This window comes from Sphingomonas sp. 2R-10 (genome assembly GCF_030062225.1).
In the GTDB taxonomy this organism is placed as follows: Bacteria; Pseudomonadota; Alphaproteobacteria; order Sphingomonadales; family Sphingomonadaceae; genus Sphingomonas.
The window spans coordinates 1-20,815 of sequence record NZ_JASCXF010000061.1; the positions used below are offsets into that span (position 1 = coordinate 1).

At 67.4% G+C, this 20,815-nt stretch carries 21 protein-coding genes; 4 read left to right on the forward strand and 17 right to left on the reverse strand.

Annotation, left to right across the window (positions count from 1 at the left end; all coding sequences use genetic code 11):
• Window positions 1-185: 185 nt before the first annotated feature.
• The 4 genes from QLH51_RS18945 to QLH51_RS18960 are packed head-to-tail and all read right to left on the reverse strand — an operon-like array spanning window position 186 to window position 2,836.
• Complete coding sequence (locus QLH51_RS18945; protein ID WP_125662393.1) at window positions 186-584, reverse strand: acyl-CoA thioesterase; 399 nt, start codon at window positions 582-584, stop codon at window positions 186-188.
• Window positions 581-1,198: a hypothetical protein gene (locus QLH51_RS18950; protein ID WP_125662397.1), complete on the reverse strand. Its 618-nt coding sequence runs from the start codon at window positions 1,196-1,198 to the stop codon at window positions 581-583. Before QLH51_RS18950 ends, QLH51_RS18945 begins: the two co-directional genes overlap by 4 nt.
• The gene (locus QLH51_RS18955; RefSeq protein WP_125662400.1) at window positions 1,195-1,533 is read right to left on the reverse strand and encodes a DNA primase; all 339 of its coding nucleotides are present in this window, start codon (window positions 1,531-1,533) and stop codon (window positions 1,195-1,197) included. Before QLH51_RS18955 ends, QLH51_RS18950 begins: the two co-directional genes overlap by 4 nt.
• Window positions 1,534-1,588: 55 nt before the next feature.
• Complete coding sequence (locus tag QLH51_RS18960; RefSeq protein ID WP_125662403.1) at window positions 1,589-2,836, reverse strand: multidrug effflux MFS transporter; 1,248 nt, start codon at window positions 2,834-2,836, stop codon at window positions 1,589-1,591.
• A 119-nt stretch (window positions 2,837-2,955) separates the two neighbouring features.
• Here QLH51_RS18960 and QLH51_RS18965 point away from each other — a divergent pair, with 119 nt between their 5' ends.
• Both QLH51_RS18965 and QLH51_RS18970 read left to right on the forward strand, forming a co-directional pair.
• Window positions 2,956-3,909: an isopenicillin N synthase family dioxygenase gene (locus tag QLH51_RS18965; protein WP_125662406.1), complete on the forward strand. Its 954-nt coding sequence runs from the start codon at window positions 2,956-2,958 to the stop codon at window positions 3,907-3,909.
• A 219-nt stretch (window positions 3,910-4,128) separates the two neighbouring features.
• Window positions 4,129-5,421, forward strand: a complete 1,293-nt coding sequence (locus tag QLH51_RS18970; RefSeq protein WP_125662409.1) for a homoserine dehydrogenase — start codon at window positions 4,129-4,131, stop codon at window positions 5,419-5,421.
• Between the two features lie 422 nt (window positions 5,422-5,843).
• On the opposite strand, the gene QLH51_RS18975 is transcribed toward QLH51_RS18970, so the two are convergent.
• The 12 genes from QLH51_RS18975 to QLH51_RS19030 form a co-directional block, all read right to left on the reverse strand.
• Window positions 5,844-6,242 carry a hypothetical protein gene (locus QLH51_RS18975; RefSeq protein WP_125662412.1) on the reverse strand — a complete coding sequence of 133 codons (399 nt, stop codon included), beginning with the start codon at window positions 6,240-6,242 and terminating at the stop codon, window positions 5,844-5,846.
• Window positions 6,243-6,274: 32 nt separating this feature from the next.
• The gene (locus QLH51_RS18980) at window positions 6,275-6,814 is read right to left on the reverse strand and encodes a demethoxyubiquinone hydroxylase family protein (protein WP_125662415.1); all 540 of its coding nucleotides are present in this window, start codon (window positions 6,812-6,814) and stop codon (window positions 6,275-6,277) included.
• The gene (locus QLH51_RS18985) at window positions 6,811-7,290 is read right to left on the reverse strand and encodes a disulfide bond formation protein B (protein WP_125662418.1); all 480 of its coding nucleotides are present in this window, start codon (window positions 7,288-7,290) and stop codon (window positions 6,811-6,813) included. The genes QLH51_RS18980 and QLH51_RS18985 overlap by 4 nt, the downstream gene beginning before the upstream one ends.
• 4 nt (window positions 7,291-7,294) lie before the next feature.
• Window positions 7,295-8,644, reverse strand: a complete 1,350-nt coding sequence (locus QLH51_RS18990; RefSeq protein ID WP_125662446.1) for a S41 family peptidase — start codon at window positions 8,642-8,644, stop codon at window positions 7,295-7,297.
• Window positions 8,645-8,916: 272 nt separating this feature from the next.
• Window positions 8,917-10,071, reverse strand: coding sequence for a murein hydrolase activator EnvC family protein (locus tag QLH51_RS18995; protein ID WP_125662421.1), 1,155 nt, complete (start codon window positions 10,069-10,071; stop codon window positions 8,917-8,919).
• Window positions 10,068-10,490, reverse strand: a complete 423-nt coding sequence (locus QLH51_RS19000; RefSeq protein ID WP_125662424.1) for a 23S rRNA (pseudouridine(1915)-N(3))-methyltransferase RlmH — start codon at window positions 10,488-10,490, stop codon at window positions 10,068-10,070. The genes QLH51_RS18995 and QLH51_RS19000 overlap by 4 nt, the downstream gene beginning before the upstream one ends.
• A gap of 12 nt (window positions 10,491-10,502) precedes the next feature.
• Entirely contained in the window at window positions 10,503-10,892 is a 390-nt protein-coding gene (gene rsfS, locus QLH51_RS19005) for a ribosome silencing factor (protein WP_241218004.1), read from the reverse strand.
• The gene (locus QLH51_RS19010) at window positions 10,892-11,554 is read right to left on the reverse strand and encodes a nicotinate-nucleotide adenylyltransferase (RefSeq protein ID WP_125662427.1); all 663 of its coding nucleotides are present in this window, start codon (window positions 11,552-11,554) and stop codon (window positions 10,892-10,894) included. The genes rsfS and QLH51_RS19010 overlap by 1 nt, the downstream gene beginning before the upstream one ends.
• The gene (locus QLH51_RS19015) at window positions 11,518-12,783 is read right to left on the reverse strand and encodes a glutamate-5-semialdehyde dehydrogenase (RefSeq protein WP_206429303.1); all 1,266 of its coding nucleotides are present in this window, start codon (window positions 12,781-12,783) and stop codon (window positions 11,518-11,520) included. The genes QLH51_RS19010 and QLH51_RS19015 overlap by 37 nt, the downstream gene beginning before the upstream one ends.
• 133 nt (window positions 12,784-12,916) lie before the next feature.
• A complete protein-coding gene (locus tag QLH51_RS19020) occupies window positions 12,917-16,219 on the reverse strand; it encodes a TonB-dependent receptor domain-containing protein (protein WP_283514665.1) in 3,303 nt (1,100 codons plus the stop codon).
• Between the two features lie 123 nt (window positions 16,220-16,342).
• Window positions 16,343-17,515, reverse strand: a complete 1,173-nt coding sequence (locus tag QLH51_RS19025) for an acetyl-CoA C-acetyltransferase (protein WP_125662433.1) — start codon at window positions 17,513-17,515, stop codon at window positions 16,343-16,345.
• Between the two features lie 31 nt (window positions 17,516-17,546).
• Window positions 17,547-18,599, reverse strand: a complete 1,053-nt coding sequence (locus QLH51_RS19030) for an alpha/beta fold hydrolase (protein ID WP_206429305.1) — start codon at window positions 18,597-18,599, stop codon at window positions 17,547-17,549.
• A 29-nt stretch (window positions 18,600-18,628) separates the two neighbouring features.
• On the opposite strand from QLH51_RS19030, the gene phaR reads away from it, so the two are divergent.
• Window positions 18,629-19,210 (forward strand): polyhydroxyalkanoate synthesis repressor PhaR, encoded by a 582-nt coding sequence (gene phaR / locus QLH51_RS19035; RefSeq protein ID WP_125662436.1) that lies wholly within the window; start codon window positions 18,629-18,631, stop codon window positions 19,208-19,210.
• 425 nt (window positions 19,211-19,635) lie between these two features.
• On the opposite strand, the gene QLH51_RS19040 is transcribed toward phaR, so the two are convergent.
• A complete protein-coding gene (locus QLH51_RS19040) occupies window positions 19,636-20,436 on the reverse strand; it encodes a class I SAM-dependent methyltransferase (RefSeq protein ID WP_125662440.1) in 801 nt (266 codons plus the stop codon).
• A 26-nt stretch (window positions 20,437-20,462) separates the two neighbouring features.
• On the opposite strand from QLH51_RS19040, the gene QLH51_RS19045 reads away from it, so the two are divergent.
• Window positions 20,463-20,660 carry a hypothetical protein gene (locus QLH51_RS19045; protein ID WP_125662443.1) on the forward strand — a complete coding sequence of 66 codons (198 nt, stop codon included), beginning with the start codon at window positions 20,463-20,465 and terminating at the stop codon, window positions 20,658-20,660.
• Window positions 20,661-20,815 lie beyond the last annotated feature (155 nt).

The following is a 20,815-nucleotide window of genomic DNA, read 5'->3' on the forward strand; positions in this document are numbered from 1 at the left end:
CAACAGCAAATATGGTGCGACCAGCGACCATTCCTCATCACTGACGTCAGACAGATACGACTTGCGGCAAATGCTCATCCAATAACGGATGAATCAAGCCCGCTTCCAAGTCCATAACAGCCTCTAGTGCAAGAAGCGCAACGTCGGCGCATATGGACTCCCGCCTTCGCGGGAGTGACGAACGGTCAGTGTAAAAACCGCTCGACTACCTTGGCCGGCACGCGCACCAGCCGTCCGCTGTGCCGGTCCATGATCGCCCATGTGGTCCGCGCATCGACCTTCACCCGCCCATCGATGCCGGTGAAGCGCATCAGGCGGTCGAACCGCGCCCCGCGCGGCGCATCGTCGACCCAGGTTTCGGCGGTGACCGTTTCGCCGGCGGCGACATTGCCGCGATAATCGATCTCGTGCCGGGTGATGACCCAGACATAGGCCGCCTGTTGTTCCGGCGTGGCGACCGCGCTCCAGTGCGCGACGGCGACGTCCTGGATCCAGCGGACCCAGACGGCATTGTTGACATGGCCCAGTTCGTCGATGTCGTCCGGTCCGGCGGTGATCGAACGGGAGAAGCGCGGGCGGGTCATTGCGGGACGATCGGCTCCGATGCGGGGCGCGGCTTCAGCCCGCTGTCGGAAATCCGCCATGCCCGCTGTTCGGCGGTCGCGCCATCGATATCGCCCGTTCGGTGTAAGGTGACCGGCCCGGCCAGCGACACCGGCGTCCCGTCCCGCAGCTTGCCGGTCACCCGGACCGGGATCTGGACGTAACGCTGCCCGGCACCGGTATCGATCCGGCCGGGTGCGCCGATCGCCGCACGATAGTCGGCATATCTGGCGAAGGACGCGGCGAACGCTGCCTGCGTCATGCCCGAAGCCTGCCCCTGTCCGCCCCACAGCTTCCACGCATCGGCGTAGCGCCGGTCCGCGATCGCCGCGAAATAGTCGCGCAGCACCTGCGCCGCGACATCGGCGCCTGGCTCGGACACGGCATAGGGGGCCGGCGTCCCGGTGGGCGGCGGTGCCGACACGCCGGGGATGCCTTCGCCTGCGGGCAGGGGCGTGGCCGGTGGCGGTGCGACCGGTGCGGGCACCAGCTCCGCCTCCGCCGTCTGGTTGACGACGGCGGCATTGTCGGCGGTCCCGCTCCCGCCACAGCCGGCCAGCAGAACCGCCAGCGCCATGCCGCCGACGGCCTTCACGGTTCGATCGCGTCGCGATCGGCATCGTCGAGGTCGTCATCCTCGGCGAGATTGTCGTCGTCGAAATCCTCCTGCAACTCATCCTCGGCACTGCCCTTGGCCGTAACGGTCGCGTCGTCATCCTCTTCGGCGACGTCATCGTCCGCCATGTCGAGTTCGTCCTCGTCCTCGTCGTCCGACATGCCGAGATCGGGTTCGAGGTCGGTCAGGATCGTGCCGTCGCTCGGCCCGTCGCGCGTCGCCTCGAGGATTTCGGCGCGCTGGCTTTCGTCATAGCCATCCTCGTCATAGCCGTCGTCGCCGGTACCCTGTCCGTTCACCTGATGGCCGCCCATGGCGCGTCTCCTGTTGGTTCAGGACGGGGAAACCCGCAGGCGACCGGGCCGGTTCCTATCCCCGGCGGAACAGGCGGCCATGTTCGGTACGAAACACGACGAGCAGAGCGATCAGCCCGAGGCCGAGGAACCCGCCATAGAGCGGCACGGTGGTTCCGTCGAACGACTGGCCGATGATCGCGCCCAGCACCGCGCCCACCAGCATCGACACGAACCCCTGCAACGACGACGCCGTGCCCGCGATAGACCCCATATTCTCCATCGCCATCGCCGAGAAATTGGAGCTGGCAAGGCCGAAGCACGCCATCATGATCGCCTGCAGCACGATGAAGCTCACCAGCGACTCGACCCCCGCCAGCGTCACGGCCAGATGGACCGCCGCGACGGCGACCAGTCCCAGCAGCGCGGCGTGCGAGATCAGCCGCGTGCCGAAGCGCATCACGATCCGCGAGTTGAAGAACGATCCCGCCGCCATCGTCCCCGCGACGCAGGCGAAGACGATCGTCAGCAGCTTCGGGCGCTCGAACGTCACCTCCATGATCTGCTGGATCGATCCGACGAAGCCGAACAGTCCGCCCGACAGCAGCGCGGCGGCGAGGGTATAGCCGACCGCATAGCGATCGCGCAGGACCGTGCGATAGCCGGCGAGGATGCGCTGCGGCTCCATCGGCTGGCGCTCGGATTCGGGCAGCGTCTCGGGCATGCGCAGTACGAACCAGATCAGGATGGCGACGGTGACGATCGCGATCCCGCCGAAGATCCAGCGCCACGATCCGAACGCCAGCACCAGTTCGCCGAACGAAGGGGCGAGGACGGGTGCCGCCATGAAGAAGATGAAGGCGAGGCTCATCACCCGCGCCATCGCCCGGCCGGAGTAACAATCGCGCACCAGCGCCACCGTCACCACCCGCGCGCCCGCCACCGCCGCACCCGATGCGAGGCGCGCGATCAGCAGCAGCACGAAGCTGCCGGAAATGGCGGCGATCAGGTTGGTGATCGCGCTGGCGACCAGCCCGAAGATCAGCACCGGCCGCCGGCCATAGCGATCGGCCAGCGGACCATAGGCCAGCTGCGCGACCGAGAAGCCGATCAGGAACGAGGTGATGACGAACTGGCGGCTATTGGGTTCGGCGACGTCCAGCGCCGCGCCGATCGCCGGCAGCGCGGGCAGCATCGAATCGATGCCGAGCGCGGTCAGCGCCATCAGCGCCGCGATCAGCGTGACGAACTCGCCGAACGGCAGCGGCGACCGGTCGGCGGACACGGGCGGGGTGGCGGCTGTGGATTCAGGGGTTTGCGACATGGCCGCGTCTCCATGGCGCATGTCGCCGGCCGGGTCACGCAAAGGATGGCCCTGTTCGTCCGCGTGGCCTGTGTCTATCTTCATCGTATGTACCCGTATCTTTCAGGATGTTGAGACCCATGGCCGACACGCCGCTTTCGCAGGTTCCGCTGATTTCGATGGCGCAGGCGGAGCAGGACCCAGACGGCTTCGCCCGCGAATTCGGGGGATCGTTCCAACGCTTCGGTTTCGCGATGGTGTCCGACCATGGCGTCGACCAGACGGTGATCGATCGCGCCTGGGCGATGACGAAGGCGTTCTTCGACCTGCCCGAGGCGGAGAAGCGCCGCTATTTCGTCGAGGGCGGCGGCGGCGCGCGCGGCTATACCCCGTTCAAGACCGAGATCGCCAAGGGTGCGACCCATGTCGACCTCAAGGAATTCTGGCATATCGGGCGCGAGCTGGCCGCCGGGCACCGCTATGGCGACGTCATGCCGGCCAATGTCTGGCCCGACCGGCCGGAGGGATTCCGGCAGGCGTTCCTCGACCTGTTCGCCGCGCTGGATGCGGCGGGCGACCGGCTGCTGTCGGCGATCGCACGCTATCTGGGGCTGGAGCCGCACTGGTTCGACCGCGCCGTCGGGGACGGCAATTCGGTCCTGCGCCTGCTGCATTATCCGCCGGTCGCTGCCGATGCCCCGGAAGTCCGTGCAGGCGCGCATGAGGACATCAACCTCATCACGCTGCTGCTGGGCGCTGAAGAAGCCGGTCTGGAACTGCTCGACCGCGACGGCCGCTGGCTGCCTGTCGCACCGCCGCCCGGCGCGATGGTCGTCAATGTTGGGGACATGCTGCAACGGCTGACCAACCACGTCCTGCCCTCGACGACCCACCGCGTCGTGAACCCCGCGCCCGAACGCCGCGGCCATTCGCGCTATTCGATGCCGTTCTTCCTCCACCCCGCGCCCGATTTCCTGATCGAGACGCTGCCGGGCTGTGTGAGCGCGGAGCGGCCGAACCGCTACGAAACGCCGATCACCGCGCACGACTATCTGTATCAGCGGCTGGTCGAGATCGGGCTTATCAAGAAGTAATCCCTTGCGCCCATCCGTTCGGTTCGAGCAGCTTCGAGCGAAGTCGAGAAGCGTCTGTCGAGAACGCTTCGCCCGGCGGAGCCGAGTTCTCGACCGGCTCGAACCAAACGGGGAGGGGCCAACACTCTTCCCCTTCCGGTTCCCAATCACTAGAGAAACGAAACCGGCCGGGGCGATGCTCCGGCCGCAATTTTGTTACGTGTGAAACCAGAGGAAGATATGACCGAACCGCTCCGCGTCGCCATCGCCGGCCTTGGAACCGTGGGCGCGGGGGTCATTCGGCTGATCGAAACCAATGGCGACCTGATCGCCCGTCGGGCAGGGCGTCCGATCGAGGTGGTGGCGGTGTCGGCGCGCGACCGGACGCGCGACCGCGGCATCGACCTGTCGCGCTACCCCTGGGTCGACGATACCGCCGCGCTGGTCCACAGCGGCGACGCCGATGTCGTGGTCGAGCTGATCGGCGGATCGGACGGTCCGGCGTTGACGCTGGCGCGGTCCACGCTGGCGGCGGGCAAGAGCTTCGTGACCGCGAACAAGGCGATGATCGCCCATCACGGCCTCGAACTCGCCGGGGCGGCCGAGGAAAAGGGCGTCGCGCTGAAGTTCGAGGCGGCAGTCGCGGGTGGCGTGCCGGTTATCAAGGGGCTGCGCGAAGGGGCGGCGGCGAACGAGATTTCGCAGGTGTTCGGCATCCTGAACGGCACCTGCAACTTCATCCTGTCGAAGATGGAGGCCGAGGGGCGCGACTTCGCCGAGGTGCTGGCCGAGGCACAGGCGCTGGGCTTTGCCGAGGCCGATCCCAGCTTCGACATCGATGGTGTCGATGCCGCGCACAAGCTGTCGATCCTCGCCAGCCTCGCCTTCGGCACGAAGCCGGCGTTCGACGCGGTCGCCATCACCGGCATCCGCCATGTGCTGGCCGCCGACATCGCCGAGGCGGCGGCGCTCGGCTATCGCATCCGGCTGGTCGGCGTGGGCGAGGCGGGGCCGCGCGGGCTGTTCCAGCGGGTGCATCCGCATCTCGTACCGCTCGACCATCCGCTGGGGCATGTCACCGGATCGCTGAACGCCGTCGTCGCGGAGGGCAATTTCGTCGGACGCCTATTCTTCCAGGGGCGCGGTGCGGGCGACGGCCCGACCGCCAGCGCCGTGGTCGCCGACCTGATCGACATCGCCCGCGGCGAGTTCGGCCCGCCCTATGCGATGCCCGCCGCCCTGCTCACCGCCGCCGCGCCCGAAGCCGCCGGCGAACGCCGCGGCCGAGCCTATGTCCGGTTGCAGGTCGCCGACAAGGTCGGCGTGCTGGCGGAGATCGCCGCGGCGATGCGCGACGCCGGCGTGTCGATCGAAAGCCTGATGCAGCGGGGCGCCAACCCCGATGGCAGCGTGCTGGTGGCGATCGTCACCCACGAAGGGCCGGAACGCTGCGTGGCGCACGCGCTGGAGAAGCTGGCGAGTTCGGCGAGCGTGCTGGGCCAGCCGATGTGGATGCACGTGCTGGGCGGGTGATCGTCCGTGCCGGCGAGAGTTTGATCCATCCCGATTGAAATGGGCGTCATCCCGGCGAAGGCCGGGATCTCCCGATGATAGCGCGCAGCAGGAGCAGATGGAGACCCCAGCCTTCGCTGGGGTGACGGTTCCATACGGATGGATCGAACTCTAGGGACGTCACCCCAGCGAAGGCTGGGGTCTCCAGCGGCGAGGAGCGCGCTCTCTTAACGGGGAGATCCCAGCCTTCGCTGGGATGACGCTCGCGGCTGGGCACTCCACCCGTATCCCCGCTCGGGCGGAGACCCATGCGCCGCGGACCTCGCGCTGGTCGCCTGTCGGCGCGTATCCCCGCGCAGGCGGGGATCCAGGGCCACATACGCAGGTCGCTCCACTTGGCTCTGGCCCCCCGCCTGCGCGGGGGGACGCCAGTGCTCACCCGATCACGGCAGCGGGATTGCCGATTCCGCCTGCTGCCGCGCCCGGCGCTCGGCGCGTGCCGCATTGGCGCGCTGGATGAAGCAGCCGGTCTGCCCGCCGACCCCGGCGGTCGAGCAGCTGCCGATGCCGCTCGCGCCGGCGTTCAGATTGTCCCCGACCCGCGTTGCCCAGCTTTCGCCGTCGCGCGTCGGTTCGACGTCGCGCAGCTCCTGCGGGATGCGGAAGCGTTCACGCTCGCTGCGGCGGACGCAGACCACGATTTCCTCGCCGCTGGCATTGGTCGGGCATTTGTCGTTGCCATAGATCACCAGCGTCCCGTTCTGCACCTGCGCGGCGGCAGGGGCGGCGGGCAGGGTGAAGGCGGCGATCGCGGCGGCACCGGCCAGAAGAAAGCGGGTCATAAAATCCTCCTGCACGGGTAACGCCCGGTGGGTCAAATCCGTTTCGAAACTTCGATGGCGAGCCGACATCCGGCGCGGATCGTCGCCGACAGCAGCGGATAGGCCGGCGCACGTTCGGCGCCGTGCGCCAGCGCCGCTTCCTTGTGTTCCAGCTCCTCGGCCTGGAACTTGCGGATCGCCGCGCCCAGTTCGGGATCGTCGTCGCCCAGTTCGGTCAGCTGATCTTCGTAATGCCTGTCGATCTCGGTCTCGACCGCCGCGGTGCAGGCCATGGCGGCCTCCGGCCCGATCGCCGCAGTCGCCGCGCCGAGCGCAAAGCCCGCCACGTCCCACAGCGGCTGGATCAGTGTCGGGCGCACGCCGCGTTCGGCGATCAGCGCATCGAAATAGGCGCGGTGCTCGGCCTCCTGCGCGGCCATCCCCTGAATCGCCGCCGACATCGGGCTGCGATCGCCCATCACGGCCAGCTGTCCGGCATAGATGCGCGTCGCACCATATTCGCCGGCTTGGTCGACGCGGATCATCGACCGGATACCGCCGGGGCGGGGATCGCCGGGCCGCCACTTGCTCATGTCCGCCTCCGTGTCGCCAGAACCAGTACCGCCAACGCACCACCGATCGAAAGGATCGCATTGAATCCGGCCAGCGAGATGCCGAGGAACGTCCATTGCGGCACGTCGCAGCGTATCACCGGTTGCGCCACGATCGCCGCCAGCAGGTCGCCGCCGCGTGCCCCCAGCGTGTTGGCGCAGGCGGTCACCCCCTGCCACCAATGATATTCGACCCCGGCATGGAACACGCCGATCAGCCCGCTGACGAGGATCGCGACGCCGGCAAGCAGGACCAGCGCGCGTTTGCCCGAGGTGCGCGGCACGATGAACGACAGGCCGGCCAGCGCGATCGCGGCATAATGCGGCCAGCGCTGCCAATGGCACATCTCGCACGGGTACAGCCCGCCCAGATATTGCGACGCCAGTGCCCCCGCGATCAGGGTCAGCGGCAGCAGCAGCGCGATCCAGCGCGCGAGCGGCAGGTCGTTGGCCCGCATACGCTCAGCGCTTGGCCGGCTTGGGTGCGGGTGCCGCCGCCATCCGCGTGGTCGGCCCGACCCGGCCCATCGTCTGCAGCGCGTAATAGAGCTGGAAATCGTCGACGCCGCGCTTCTTCAACGCCTCGGCACTTTCGGCGAAGCGCGGATCGTCCTTGGTATCCTCGGTCAGCGTCTTGTCGTCGACCCCGGCCTCGTTGACCAGATGGCGGCGCAGATCGGCTTCGCGATAGACCGGGCGGCTCTTGTAATCGGGGTCGGAAATCTGCGGCACCTTCAGGTCGGGGTCGATGCCCCCTTCCTGCACCGATCGGCCCGATGGCGTGTGATAGCGCGCGGTGGTCAGCCGGACGGCGGTGTTCTTCGACAGGTCGAAGATCGACTGGACCGATCCCTTGCCGAAGCTGCGTTCGCCCATCACGATCGCGCGGTGATGGTCCTGCAGCGCGCCGGCGACGATCTCCGACGCCGATGCGGTGCCCGGATTGGTCAGCACGATGATCGGCAGGCCCTGCGCCAGGTCGCCGGGCACCATTTCCTCGGCGAAATAGCGTTCGGTATCCGCCTTGTCGCGCCCGCGCTGCGACACGATCTCGCCGCGCGCGAGGAAGGTGTCGGACACCTCGATCGCCTGCGTCAGCAGCCCGCCGCCATTGTCGCGCAGGTCGATGACGTATCCCTTGGGCTTGTGGCCCAGCGCCTTGTCGATCCCGGCGATCGCCGCACGCGTATCGGCGCCGGTCGTCTCGCTGAAGGTGTTGATGTTGATGATCCCGATTCCATCCTTCACCTCCCACTTCACCGGCTTCTGGATGATCGTGCTGCGCACCAGCGTCAGTTCGATCGGCTTGTCGCGGCCCGGACGCACGATCGTCAGCGACACCTTCGAACCCGTAGGTCCGCGCATCTGTGCGACCGCTTCGTCGAGCGTCCCGCCGACGATCAGCTTGCCGTCGACATGAGTGATGTAATCGCCCGACTTGATCCCCGCGCGCGCCGCGGGCGTATCCTCGGTCGGGGTGATGACCTTGACCGCGCCGTCTTCCAGCGTGACTGACAGGCCCAGCCCCGAATAGTTGCCGGTGGTGGCGATGCGCAGATTTTCGAAGTCCTTGGCATCCAGATAGCTCGAATGCGGGTCGAGCGCGGCCAGCATGCCGCGCATGGCCCCTTCCATCAGCGTCTTGTCGTCGACCTTGTCGACGTACGACGCCTTCACCCGGTTGTAGACGTCCATGAAATTGTCGAGTTCGCGGAAACTGCCGGCATCGGCCTGCGCCATCGCACCGGTTGCGACGGGGACCAGCGCCAGCGCGCCGACGATGGCGGTGGCCTGAAGGAACGAACGGGACATACGCATAAAGGCTTTCGACTGCGGTACGAAGGTCACACTAGCGGGAAATCGTGGCGCGATCAAAGCGCTGTCTGGCGGAACGGAATGAGGCTGCGGGACGGGGTCGTACAAGGCGTGTTTCGGGCTTCGCTACGGTTCGTCTCTCCCCGCCTCTCTTCCCGTTCGCTTCGAGCGCAGGGTCGAGCTTGTCGAGAACCGAAGTCGAGAAGGGCGGCCTGAACGCACGGTTCTCGACAAGCTCGAAGCTGCTCGAACCGGACGGCGTTACCGTTCTACAGCATCGCCGCCAGATCGACCGGCACCCCGCGCCGCCGCAACTCGATCGTTACCGGTGGCGCATCGCCGCCCGGCGCGCGCCCGATCGGCGTGCCGGCGACCACCCGGCCGCCGACCGGTCCCACGCTGGCGCTCAGCCCGGTGACGGTCGTCGTCCAGCCATCGCCATGGTCGAGGATGACGATCCGGCGATAGCCGCGGAACCGTTTGCTGAACGCGATCCGCCCCGGTGCCGGAGCGACGACCATGGCACCCGGCGCGACGCGTAGCGTCAGACCGCGCGCGCGCACCCCGCTGTCGCTGATCTCGCCGAACCCGGTGGCGACTGCCCCCCGGACCGGCAGGCGATAGGCGGGCGGGGGCAGGGGAACGGTAAGGCTGTCGGGACGCAGCAGCGGCCCGGGCAGCTCGGCCAGGGCGGCGCGCGTGTCGCTCGCCTCGCCCAGTTCGTCCAACTGGTCGACGATGTCGCGCGCCTGTTCGCCGAGCGCGATCGCCCGGTCCGATTCGACCATCGCCCCGCGCGCCAGCGCCCGCGACCGCAGCCGTTGCGCCGCCTCTGCCCGGACCAGCGCCAGCCGTTCGTTCTCCAGCCGGGCGTTGCTGGCGGCAAGCGCCGACAGCGCGACGCCCGCCTGCGCCCGCAACCGCGCTGCATCGGCCACGTTCGCGCGTACCGCGGCGGTGCGCCGCTGCATCACCGGCACGACCGTACCCAGCACCGCGCGGACATGGACCAGATCGTCGGTCGATCCCGGTTGCGCCACCGCCAGCCACGGCGGCCGCGTGGCAAGCGACTGGAGCGCGCCGACCAGCCGCGCGGCGGGGGCCTGCCGCGCCGCCAGATCCGCCCGCCGACGACGGAGCAGTTCGCCGACCAGTGCGACCCGCGCCTGTGCCGCGCGACGTCCCGCTTCGGCGGCGGCGATGCGTGCCGCCAGCGCCGCCTGCGCCGCGCGGGTCCGCTCCGCCCCAGCCCGCGCCGCGCGTGCCGCCTGCTCCAGCCGGGTCGATCGCGCCGCCGCATCGGCCGCCGCGCGCCGTGCCGTACCCAGCCGTTCGCGCCCCGCCGCGACCGGATCGTCCTGCCCCCAGGCCGCAGCCCCCGCCAGTGCGGCAAGGCCGGCGATCAGGGCGAGTGCGCGCTTCATCCCTCGCGGTGATAGGGGTGGCCGGCGAGGATGCTCGTCGCGCGCCACAATTGTTCGGCCAGCATCGCCCGCGCCATCAGGTGCGGCCACGTCGCCCGCCCGAACGCCAGCAACAGGTCGGCCTGCTCCCGCTGGACATCGTCGAAGCCGTCGGCGGCACCCAGCAGGAACCGTGTCTCGCGCACGCCATCGTCGCGCCAGCGGCCAAGCTGCGTCGCGAACGCCATCGACGGCAGGTCGCGGCCCTTTTCGTCGAGCATGACGATGCGCGTGCCCGGATCGACCGCCGGCATCTTGCCCCCGGTGTCGGGCAGTTCGGTAATCTTCGTCGGCCAGCCGACCCGCTTCATATAGCGGTCGATCAGTTCGCCCTCGGGACTACGCCCGATCCGCCCGCGCGCGACGATATGCAGCAGCACGGGCGGGCAGGCTTATGCGTGCGCGGTCGGGTTCAGCGTGTCGCCGAACGCCCACATCCGCTCCAGATTGTAGAAGGTGCGGACCTCGGGGCGGAAAAGGTGGACGATCACGTCGCCGGTGTCGATCAGCACCCAGTCGGCAGTCGGCAGCCCCTCGATGCGCGACGGGCGGCCGAACTCGGCCTTCACCCGCTCGGCCAGCTTCTGCGCCATCGACGCGACCTGCCGGCTCGACCGGCCGCTGGCGATCACCATGTAATCGGCGATGCTTGATTTGCCGGCGAGCGGGATCGACACCGTCTCCACCGCCTGGTCGTCGTCGAGGCTGGCCAGCACCAGCCGGTGCAGCGCTTCGGTTTCGGTCATGGCGTCGGTCGGGTCGGTGGGGGTGGGCAAGGTCATCAGCTTTCAGGGGCCTGTGCGCCGGACCGGTCGGGCGGAATTGCCCGAAGGTGCCAGGCGGGATCGGCGGCGCGGATCGCGGTCGCCGACGTCGGATCGGGACGGAAGCGCAAACGGACCAGCGCCGGCAAACTCCACATCGTCCATCGTTTCGCCTGGCCTGCGGGCCGCGCATGGCGCCGCAACCAGCCCATCGCAGGACTAGCGAGGGCGCGTCCGTCATAGCCCGGACGCGCGATAACCGCAATCGCCACCGTCCGCGCGATCCCGCGCCAGTCGCGCCAGCGGTGGAAGTCCGCCAGATTGTCGGCGCCCATCAGCCAGACGAAGCGATGCTGCGGGTATAATCGCACCAGCTTGCGCAACGTATCGACGGTGTACCGCGTCCCCAGCCGGCGTTCGATCGCGGTCGGCCGGATCGGCGCATGGCGCGCGACCTTGCGTGCGGACGCCAGCCGTGCGGCCAGCGGCGCCATCCCGGCGGCGGGCTTCAACGGATTGCCGGGCGACACCAGCCACCACACTTCGTCCAGCGCCAGCGCCCGCTTCGCCGCCAGCGACACCCGACGATGCCCGCGATGCGCCGGGTTGAACGATCCGCCGAGCAGGCCGATGCGTCGGGCGGTCAAGGCCGGATCTGGCCCGTGCCCCGCACCACCCATTTATACGTCGTCAGTCCCTCCAGCGCCACCGGCCCGCGCGCATGCAGCCGTCCGGTGGCGATCCCGATCTCCGCGCCCAGCCCGAACTCGCCGCCATCGGCGAACTGGGTCGACGCATTCCACATCACGATCGCCGAATCGACGCGGGCAAGGAAATGCTCGGCGGTCGCCGCGTCGGCGGTAATGATCGCGTCGGTGTGGTGCGATCCGTGCGCGGCGATATGCGCGATCGCCGCGTCGACCCCGTCGACCAGCTTCACCGACAGGATCGCATCGAGATATTCGGTGTCCCAGTCGTCGTCATTCGCCTCGAGGATCGCAGGGTGCAGCGCCCGCACCTCCGCATCGCCCCGCAACTCGCACCCGGCGTCGACCAGCCCGGACAGGATCGGCAGCGGATCGGCATAGGCGCGGTCGATCAGCAGCGTCTCGGTCGCGCCGCACACGCCGGTGCGGCGCAGCTTGGCATTGACCACCACCGCCTGCGCCATCGTCGGATCGGCGGCGCGATCGACATAGCTGTGGTTGAGGCCATCGAGATGCGCCAGCACCGGCACCCGCGCCTCCGCCTGCACCCGCGCGACCAGGTTCTTGCCCCCGCGCGGGATGATGAGGTCGATCAGGCCATCGGCGGTCAGCATCTCTCCGACCACCGCCCGGTCCGTCGTCTGCACCAGCTGCACCGCGCCTTCGGACAGGCCGCCGGCGGTCAGCCCACGCACCATCGCCGCATGGATCGCGCGGTTGCTGTGGATCGCCTCGCTCCCGCCGCGCAGGATCGCCGCATTGCCCGCCATCACCGCCAGCGCGCCGGCATCGGCGGTGACGTTGGGTCGGCTTTCATAGATGATCCCGATCACCCCGATCGGCACCCGCACGCGCGTCAGGGTCAGGCCGTTGGGCCGTTCGCTGCGGTCGATCACGTCGCCGACCGGATCGGGCAGCGCCGCCACCGCCTCGACGCCGGCCGCCATCGCCTCCAGCCGGGTGGGGTCGAGCCGCAGGCGGTCGAGCATGGCGCCGGACAGGCCGCCGGCTTGCGCTGCGGCGAGGTCGGTTGCGTTCGCGGTGAGGATCGTATCGCTATCGTCGCGGATGGCGGCGGCGGCGGCGCGGAGGGCCGTTGCTTTGGTCGCGGTCGGCGTGATGGCCAGCGCTAGCGCGGCGGTTCGGGCGATCCGACCCATCGTTGCGATATGCTGGTCGGGCAACAAGCGGTCGTTGGTCATGTCCGGCCTTCTCATATCGGCTTCCGCGCCGCTGTAGTAGTCGAGCGTGTTTCTGCCACCATGGCTCGGGAAATACAAAAAAGGGCCACCTCACAAGGAGGCGGCCCCGTTAGTCAGATCCTGTTGTTAGGGATCAGAAGTTGGCGCGCACGCTCGCGTTGAAGCGGCGGCCGATCAGGTCGTTGAACGAGCTGGGGTGCAGTTCGCCAAAATATTCCTGACCCTGACGATTGAACAGGTTGTTGACCGCAATGGTGAAGCGGAAATTGTCCGCCGGGTCGAAGAACACGCCAAGGTTGACGACCGCATAGGCATCGAGCTTGTCCAGTTCGCGGGCGTCGGTTCCGCTGCCCGCTACGCCCTGCGTACGGTTCAGACGGTTGAACAGCTGCTGGCCCGTGAAGTTGACCGTGGTATTCAAACCGAAGTTCCGCTCGACATAGCGGACACGCAGCTGCCCGGACAACTGGGGATCGAAAATGACGCCCTGCGAATTTGCCGCACCAACGCCGGTAACGTCGTTCAGACGGCGATCGATGTAGGTCAAGTCGGTGCCGAAGCTTAGCGTTCCGTCCATGCCGACGCCGGACATCGGCAAGGCATAGTTCAGCGTTCCCTGGATGCCGCTGAGTTCCAGGCGCTGGCCGTTCACGAACCCGCTGGTTACGGCTGGCGTCGACGGATTGTTGACCACGCGCCCGGTGTTCGGATCGCGCAGGACCTGCGAGCAGAAGCTGTTGGCGTTCAATACGTCGTTGGTGTTGAACGACGGATTGTCGAAACAGCCCGACACGATCTGCGCGACCGTCAAGCTGGCGATCGGTCCACGGAGCGAGATGTTGATATAATCCGCCGTGAGCGAGAAGCGGGGCAGGAACCGCGGCTGGAGGACGACGCCGTAGCTGAAGCTGCGGGCTTCTTCGTTCTCCAGGTTGGGATTGCCGCCCGAGCGCGCGAAAACCGTAGCCAGCGACGCCGGGTCCGGCGTGTTGAAGTCGGTGCCGGGGAACGCCGCGATGAACGCCGCGCAGTTCGCGGCACGGACCGCAGGTGCCGGACCGCCGTTGCGGTTCGCCGGCTGGCACAGATCAGGGACGGTCGAGAAGGTGTTGACCTGCGGCAGGAACAGTTCGGTGATACCCGGCGAACGGAACGACCGCGTATACGTCCCACGGAACATGATGTCCTGAACCGGTGCGATGTTGGCACCACCGGTATAGGCGAAGAAACCACCGTTGATCGAGTTGTGCGAGTAACGTCCGCGTCCGGTCAGCTGCACCTGATTCAGGAACGACCAGCCGAGGTCCGGTGAGACGAGCGGGAGCACGACTTCACCGAAGATGTCGTTCAGTTCGTACGACCCGGACAGCGCGGAGATCGGCACCGACCGGCCGCGGCCCTCCTGCTGGAAATCGGACGGAGTGAAGCTCGCCGCCTCGCGCCTATATTCATAGCCGATGTTCAGGCCGATGCCGCCCGCCCCATAGATGTCGCCGGTCGTTCCCGACAAGCTGGAGTTGAACACCGTCTGCTCCTGACGGCTGCGCGTCACGAACTGTTCGATGACATAGGCCCGGGCCGCCTCCGACGCCACGCCGCGACCGAACAGGTTCAGCGGGACGCAGGCCGCATCGGCAATCGGCGTGCCGCCGGGGGCCGCGAAACCGTTGCCGTCGGTACGGGTCGCTGCCGTCGTGCAGACGATGTTGCCCGCCGCGTCGCGCCCTACGTTCGTCGCATTGATGAATCGTTGGGCGTTCAGATCCTGACCATAGTCGTTGCTGCGCGTCCGGCCGTAGGACCCATAGACCTCGGCATCGAAATCACCGCCGAGGAAGCGGAAATTGCCGCGGACGCCGACTACGCCAAAGGCGACGTCGGTTTCATTGTAGCCGGTCAGATCGGCAAGATCGTCCGACACCCGCGAAATCTGGAAGGTGGTAACGCCACGCGAGGTCAGCTGCGCCCGCGCCTGATCGTTCAGGAACGGATTGTTGACGCTATAGGTTACCGGAGCGGCCAACCCGCCGAACAGCGAGGAGTTGAACGTCGGTTGCTGGGTGAGTTCGTCGGCGCGGGACTTGAAATAGGTCCCTTCCGCGAACAGTTCGACCTGATCGGTGGCCTTGAACGTGATGAAACCGTTAAGCGTCGTACGGCGCAGGTCGGAGGTGATCTGCGTATAGTCCGCGAACCGGAAGCCGTCGCCGCCCGAACCCGATGTGCCGGGGAACACGATGCCCTGATTGAAGGGCACGAGGTTGCCGTTCGATGCGAACTGCAGGCCATTGGCCGTCGCCACGCCGAACGGAACCGCCGGATTGCGCGCGTCACCGGCCGCGAGGTTGGTGGCCGTGATCAGGCCGCCCGGCGTCAGGAAAGGAATGTTGACGTTGCGGATCAGGACCGTGCCGGGATTGCCGTCGGTCTGGCTGTTGTTGAAGCCGTAATTCGGGTTCAGTCGACCGTCGCCACCCGGACCGATCCCCCCCGGCCGCAGCGACGCCGACTGTGCTGCCGACGGGTTCGTAGCCCCGCCGATGCGGCGACGAAGGAACTCACGGTCGTTATAGACCATGCCCTTGATATCATCGTGCTGTGCCGCAACCGTAATGTTCAGGCGATCGTCCAGAAAACTGCGTCCGGCGATGCCGGAGAAATTCAGATTCTGGTTGTCGCCCTGTTCCGAAATTCCGCTGGTCGCGCTGAGCTCAAGACCCTCATACCGCGACCGCAGCGTGACATTGATCGTTCCCGCGATCGCGTCCGAGCCATAGATGGGGGCACCGCCGATGCTGAGCTGGCTGACGTTGTCGACCAGGATGCTCGGCAGAATATTCAGGTCGACCTGCGTGCCGGCAGCCGCATTGGTGAAGATCGTCGCGACGTTCGAGCTGACGAAGCGGCGTCCGTTGTACAGGGTCAAGGTACGGTTCGAGCCGAGGCCCAGAATGTTGATGAAGTTGGTGCCCTGACCAAAGCCTTGGCTGCCCTGCGGCGTGACACTGCTACGAACCCCAGGCAGTTCGTTCAGGGCGTCGGCAACGTTGGTGAAGTTGCGTTCGCGAAGCTGCGCGCTGCTGAACGTCGTGATCGGTTCCGGCGAAGTCAGGTTCGGATTACGGATGCGCGATCCGGTGACGACGATCGTGTTGACATTGTCGTTCGATTCTTCGGCGCGCGCCTCCGCCAGGCAAGCAGTATCGCCCGGGTCGCACGCTTCGACAGGATCGGCCTGACGGCCAGCTTCGGCAGTCTGCGCAAATGCAATGGTAGGGATTAGCGCACACGACGCAAGCGCCGTCGCACCGAACCAGCGGTGGATTTTCATGATTTTGGCCCCGTTTTGTGTACCGGGTGACCCCGGTCCGACTGGGACAGACAAATCGATTATTGGATACCATGCAAGGGCCGGATACGCCCCGACGCAACACAAACATCCGGCCGTTGCATGAATGTCACATGAATGAAACAGTCCTGCGCAGTCGCGACATTAAACAACATCGTATCACGATATTGTTATAATAATACTGCGCGGCAATAGTTTGTTACCTGGGTCTCACCGCTCCACGCACATCGCAATCCCCATGCCGCCACCGATGCACAGCGTCGCCAGCCCCCTCTTTGCGTCGCGGCGCTTCATTTCGTGCAGCAGCGTCGTCAGCACGCGCGCGCCCGAGGCGCCGATCGGGTGGCCGATCGCGATCGCACCGCCGTTGACGTTCACCTTGTCCGCGGTCCAGCCCATGTCCTTGCCGACGGCCAGCGCCTGTGCGGCAAAGGCTTCGTTGGCTTCGACCAGATCGAGATCGTCGACGCTCCAGCCCGCCTTTTCCAGCGCGCGGCGCGAGGCGGGGACGGGACCGATGCCCATGATCGACGGGTCGACACCGGCGGTCGCCCAGCTCTTGATCGTGGCCAGCGGTTCGAGGCCGCGCTTGGCAGCTTCGTCGGCCGACATCACCACCAGCGCGGCCGCGCCGTCGTTCAGGCCCGATGCGTTGGCGGCGGTGACCGATCCGTCCTTCTTGAATGCCGGGCGGAGGCCCGACACGCCGTCGATCGTGGCGCCGGCGCGGATGTATTCGTCCTGGTCGACGATGGTCTCCCCCTTGCGGCCCTTGATCGTCACCGGTGCGATTTCGTCGGTGAAGCGGCCTTCGCTGCGCGCGGCTTCGGCGCGGTTCTGCGAGCGGACGGCAAATTCGTCCTGCTCGGCGCGGGTCACCTGATATTGCTCGGCCAGGTTCTCGGCGGTGATGCCCATGTGATAGCCGTTGAAGACGTCGGTCAGGCCGTCCTTTATCATAGTGTCGACCATCGTGCCGTCACCCATCTTGGTCCCGGCGCGCAGCTGCACCGCGTGCGCCGACAGCGACATGCTTTCCTGTCCGCCCGCCACGACGATCGTCGCGTCGCCGGTCTGGATCGCCTGCGCCGCCAGCGCCACCGCGCGCAGCCCCGACCCGCAGACCTGGTTGAGGCCCCATGCCGGCACCTCTTTGGGCACGCCCGCCGCCATCGACGCCTGTCGCGCCGGGTTCTGGCCCTGACCGGCGGTCAGCACCTGGCCGAGGATCACCTCCGACACATCCTCCGGCGCGACACCGGCTTCGTTCAGCGCGGCGGCGATCGCCTGCCGACCCAGTTCGTGGGCCGGGACGGTGGCGAAAGCGCCGAGGAAGCTACCGACCGGGGTACGCTTGGCGGCAACGATGACGACGTCGGACATGGGCAATCCTTCTTCCAGAAACGTTCGGGCGTTATCTAGTATGCGCAACGTCGCTTAGCCAGCGTGCAAGCGGTTCCCACAACAGCGCCCGCCCGCGACTGCCGACGATCATCCCGACATGGCCCGCGCCGACGATCCGCTGGTCGGGCAGGCCGATCGCGCTGGCGGCAGGCACGATCCGGTCGCTCGTCGCGACGAATTCGACCATCGGCACGCCGGCCTGTGCCGGCACGATCCGGTCGCCCGCCTGCCAGCGCCCGCGACCCGGCAGATCGGCATCGAACAGGTCGTCGAACAGCTCGCGCCCGGCCGCATACGGGATCGGCGCCCCGCCATTGGCCCAGTCCTCCAGCGCGACGAACGCCCGTGCCGCCGCCGATGCCGGATCAAGGTCGGCGAAGCGCACGAACTTGTCGACGGTGCGCGCCGGATCGATCTGCCAGAACATCGACTGGAGCAGTTCCATCGGCAGCACCCCCAGATGTTCGGCGGTCGGCTGTGCCGCGGTCCACATGTCGGCGATCGCCGCGCGGCCCTCGTCGCCGAAGCCGGCGAAACGCCACGGCGTCGCGATCAACGCGATACCGGCCACCGCCGCGAAGCACGCCGCCGCCAGCGCGATCGTCCCGCCGAGGCAATAGCCGACGACGATCGGCGGCGTATCGAGCGTCGACAGCAACCGCGCCGCCGCCCGCGCATGGTCGCCGAGGTCCATCGCCCGGTCGTCGGGGCCGGGCGTTCCCCAGTCGATCATCAGCACCCGCAATCCCTGTCCGGCCAGCCAGCGCAGCAACGAATTGTCGGGCGCGAGGTCGAGCACGAACGGCGGGTTGATGAGCGACGGGATCACCACCACCGGCCGTCCCGCGCCGCCATAGTCGCGCAGCAGCACGCGACCATCGCGCGCGACCGCCGCCGGGGCGACGGCACGCGGCAGGCGCGGGGCATCCTGATATCGCCGCAGGCCCAACAAGGCCTGCACCCGCCGCGCCGGGTCCGTGGCGGTTTCGCTGCGCAGCATCGACATAAATAGCGGCAGGGGGCGCGGCCCGTGTTGCGGCGCGGTATCGATCGGTGTACCCATCGTCATATCTTTCCGCGCAAGGATTTCGCATGAAGAAGGCAGCGGCCGACGGCAGCCCCGTCATCATCAAGAAATACGCCAACCGCCGTCTCTATAACACCGAGACGTCGTCCTACATCACGCTCGAACATCTCGCGGCGATGACGCGCGAACATCGCGACTTCAAGGTCGTCGATGCCAAGACCGACGACGACATCACCCACAACGTGCTGACGCAGATCATTATGGAAGAGGAAAGCCGGGGGCAGACGCTGCTGCCGGTCAGCTTCCTGCGCCAGCTGATAACGCTGTACGGCGATTCGATGCAGGCGATGGTGCCGGGGTATCTGGAGGCGTCGATGGACAGCTTCCGCCGCAACCAGGAACAGTTCAAGACCGCGGTCGAGGGCGCCTTCGCCCATTCGCCCTTCGCCGAGATCGCCAAGCGTAACCTGGCGATGTTCGAGGCGGCGGCGGGCGCGTTCAAGCCGGGCGCGAACGGTGCCGTTCCCGGCACCGCGGCACCGGCCGCGGGTGGCACGGCGGAAGCACCGCCCGTCAAGACCGACGAGATGGCGGCGCTGCGCGCGGAACTGGCGCGGTTGCAGGACAAGGTCGACAAGCTGGGGTAAGGGGCGGGGGATTCGACCATCCCTGACCTGCACACTCCGTTTGGTTCGAGCCTGTCGAGAACGCGATCGCGTCGGGACGATCCGCTTCATGCGGCTGATACCTGTTCCGGTCAGGTTCGAGCTTGTCGAGAACCGGGTTGCTTGCGGCAAGGGCGTTCTCGACGGACGCTTCTCGACAAGCTCGAAGCTGCTCGAACCGAACGGGATAGGCGGGCGGATTGGCCGCCACCGCCACGACCCCGGACGTGATCCGGGGTGACGGGGTAGGGACGGTATCGATCGAGAACGCCGCCCGATCACCCCCGGACCGTCGCCCCGGCGAAGGCTGGGGCCTCCTGCGGCGAGGAGGTCGATCCATTACCGGGAGATCCCGGCCTCTGCCGGGATGACGCTGGTTATGGAACGAGCGCACCCCTCGCCATCGCTCACTTCGGCTTGACGAACCGCAGCGTCATCCGGTCGCTCTCGCCGATCGCCGCATATTTCGCGCGGTCGACATCCTTCAGCCGGTAGGTCGGCGGCAGCGTCCACACGCCCTCCGGCCAGTCGGCGGTGTCCTTGGGATTGGCGTTGACGTTCGACCGCCCGGCCAGCTTGAATCCGGCCCTTGTGGCAAAGGCGATGACCGAGCTTTCCTTCATATAGCCCGACTTTTCCTCGGCACCCGCATCGCGGGGTTCCGGCAGGCGATGCTCGACCACGCCCAGCACGCCGCCGGGCTTCAACATCCGGAACATCGCAGCGAACGCCGCCTGCGCACGGTCGGCACCGCCGAAGCGCCAGTTGTGGACGTTGCGGAAGGTCAGCACCTTGTCGGCCACGGCATCGGGCACGCCGGTCTGGCCCGCCTCCGCCGGGAAGGCGGCGAGCTGGACCTTGCCGAACGCCGCGGCGTCGCGCGCCTTCAGCTTCGCGATCGCCTCCCCGCCGCGGGGTAGCGGAGCCGCCGCGACATAGCGGCCCTTGTCGCGCAGCATCGGCGCAAGGATTTCGGTGTACCAGCCACCACCGGGCCAGATTTCGACCACCGTGTCGGTCGGCTTCACCCCGAAGAACGCCAGCGTTTCCGCCGGGTGGCGATAGCGGTCGCGCGCGACATTGGCGGGCGTGCGCGCGGGCGACGCGACCGCGGCGGCGATGGCTCCACGCGGCGCCTGCGCCGGGGCGGGGGTCAGCGCGACGAGCGCGGCACTTAGCGCTGGCAGCAACAGGGCGGTTCGACGCATGGGAAAACTCCTGACGGGAGGAACGAGTGGACGATACGCGAACGCTGTTATGGACCATCGCGGGCGTGGCGGCGATGCTGTTTGCACTGTCGGTATTCGCGGAACGGCGGCGTACGCTGCGCCGCGATCCCGACCGTGTCGGCTGGATGCCATGGACGCTGGTGCAACTGGTCGCGGTGCTGGCGACGGTGTTCGCGGTCGCGATGGCGCTGACGCGGAAATAGGCGGACGCCTGGAATTTGATCCATCCGCCTAGAGGCTGTTATGGACTTGGAAGCGGGCTTGATTCATCCGTTATTGGATGAGCATTTGCCGCAAGTCGTATCTGTCTGACGTCAGTGATGAGGAATGGTCGCTGGTCGCACCATATTTGCTGTTG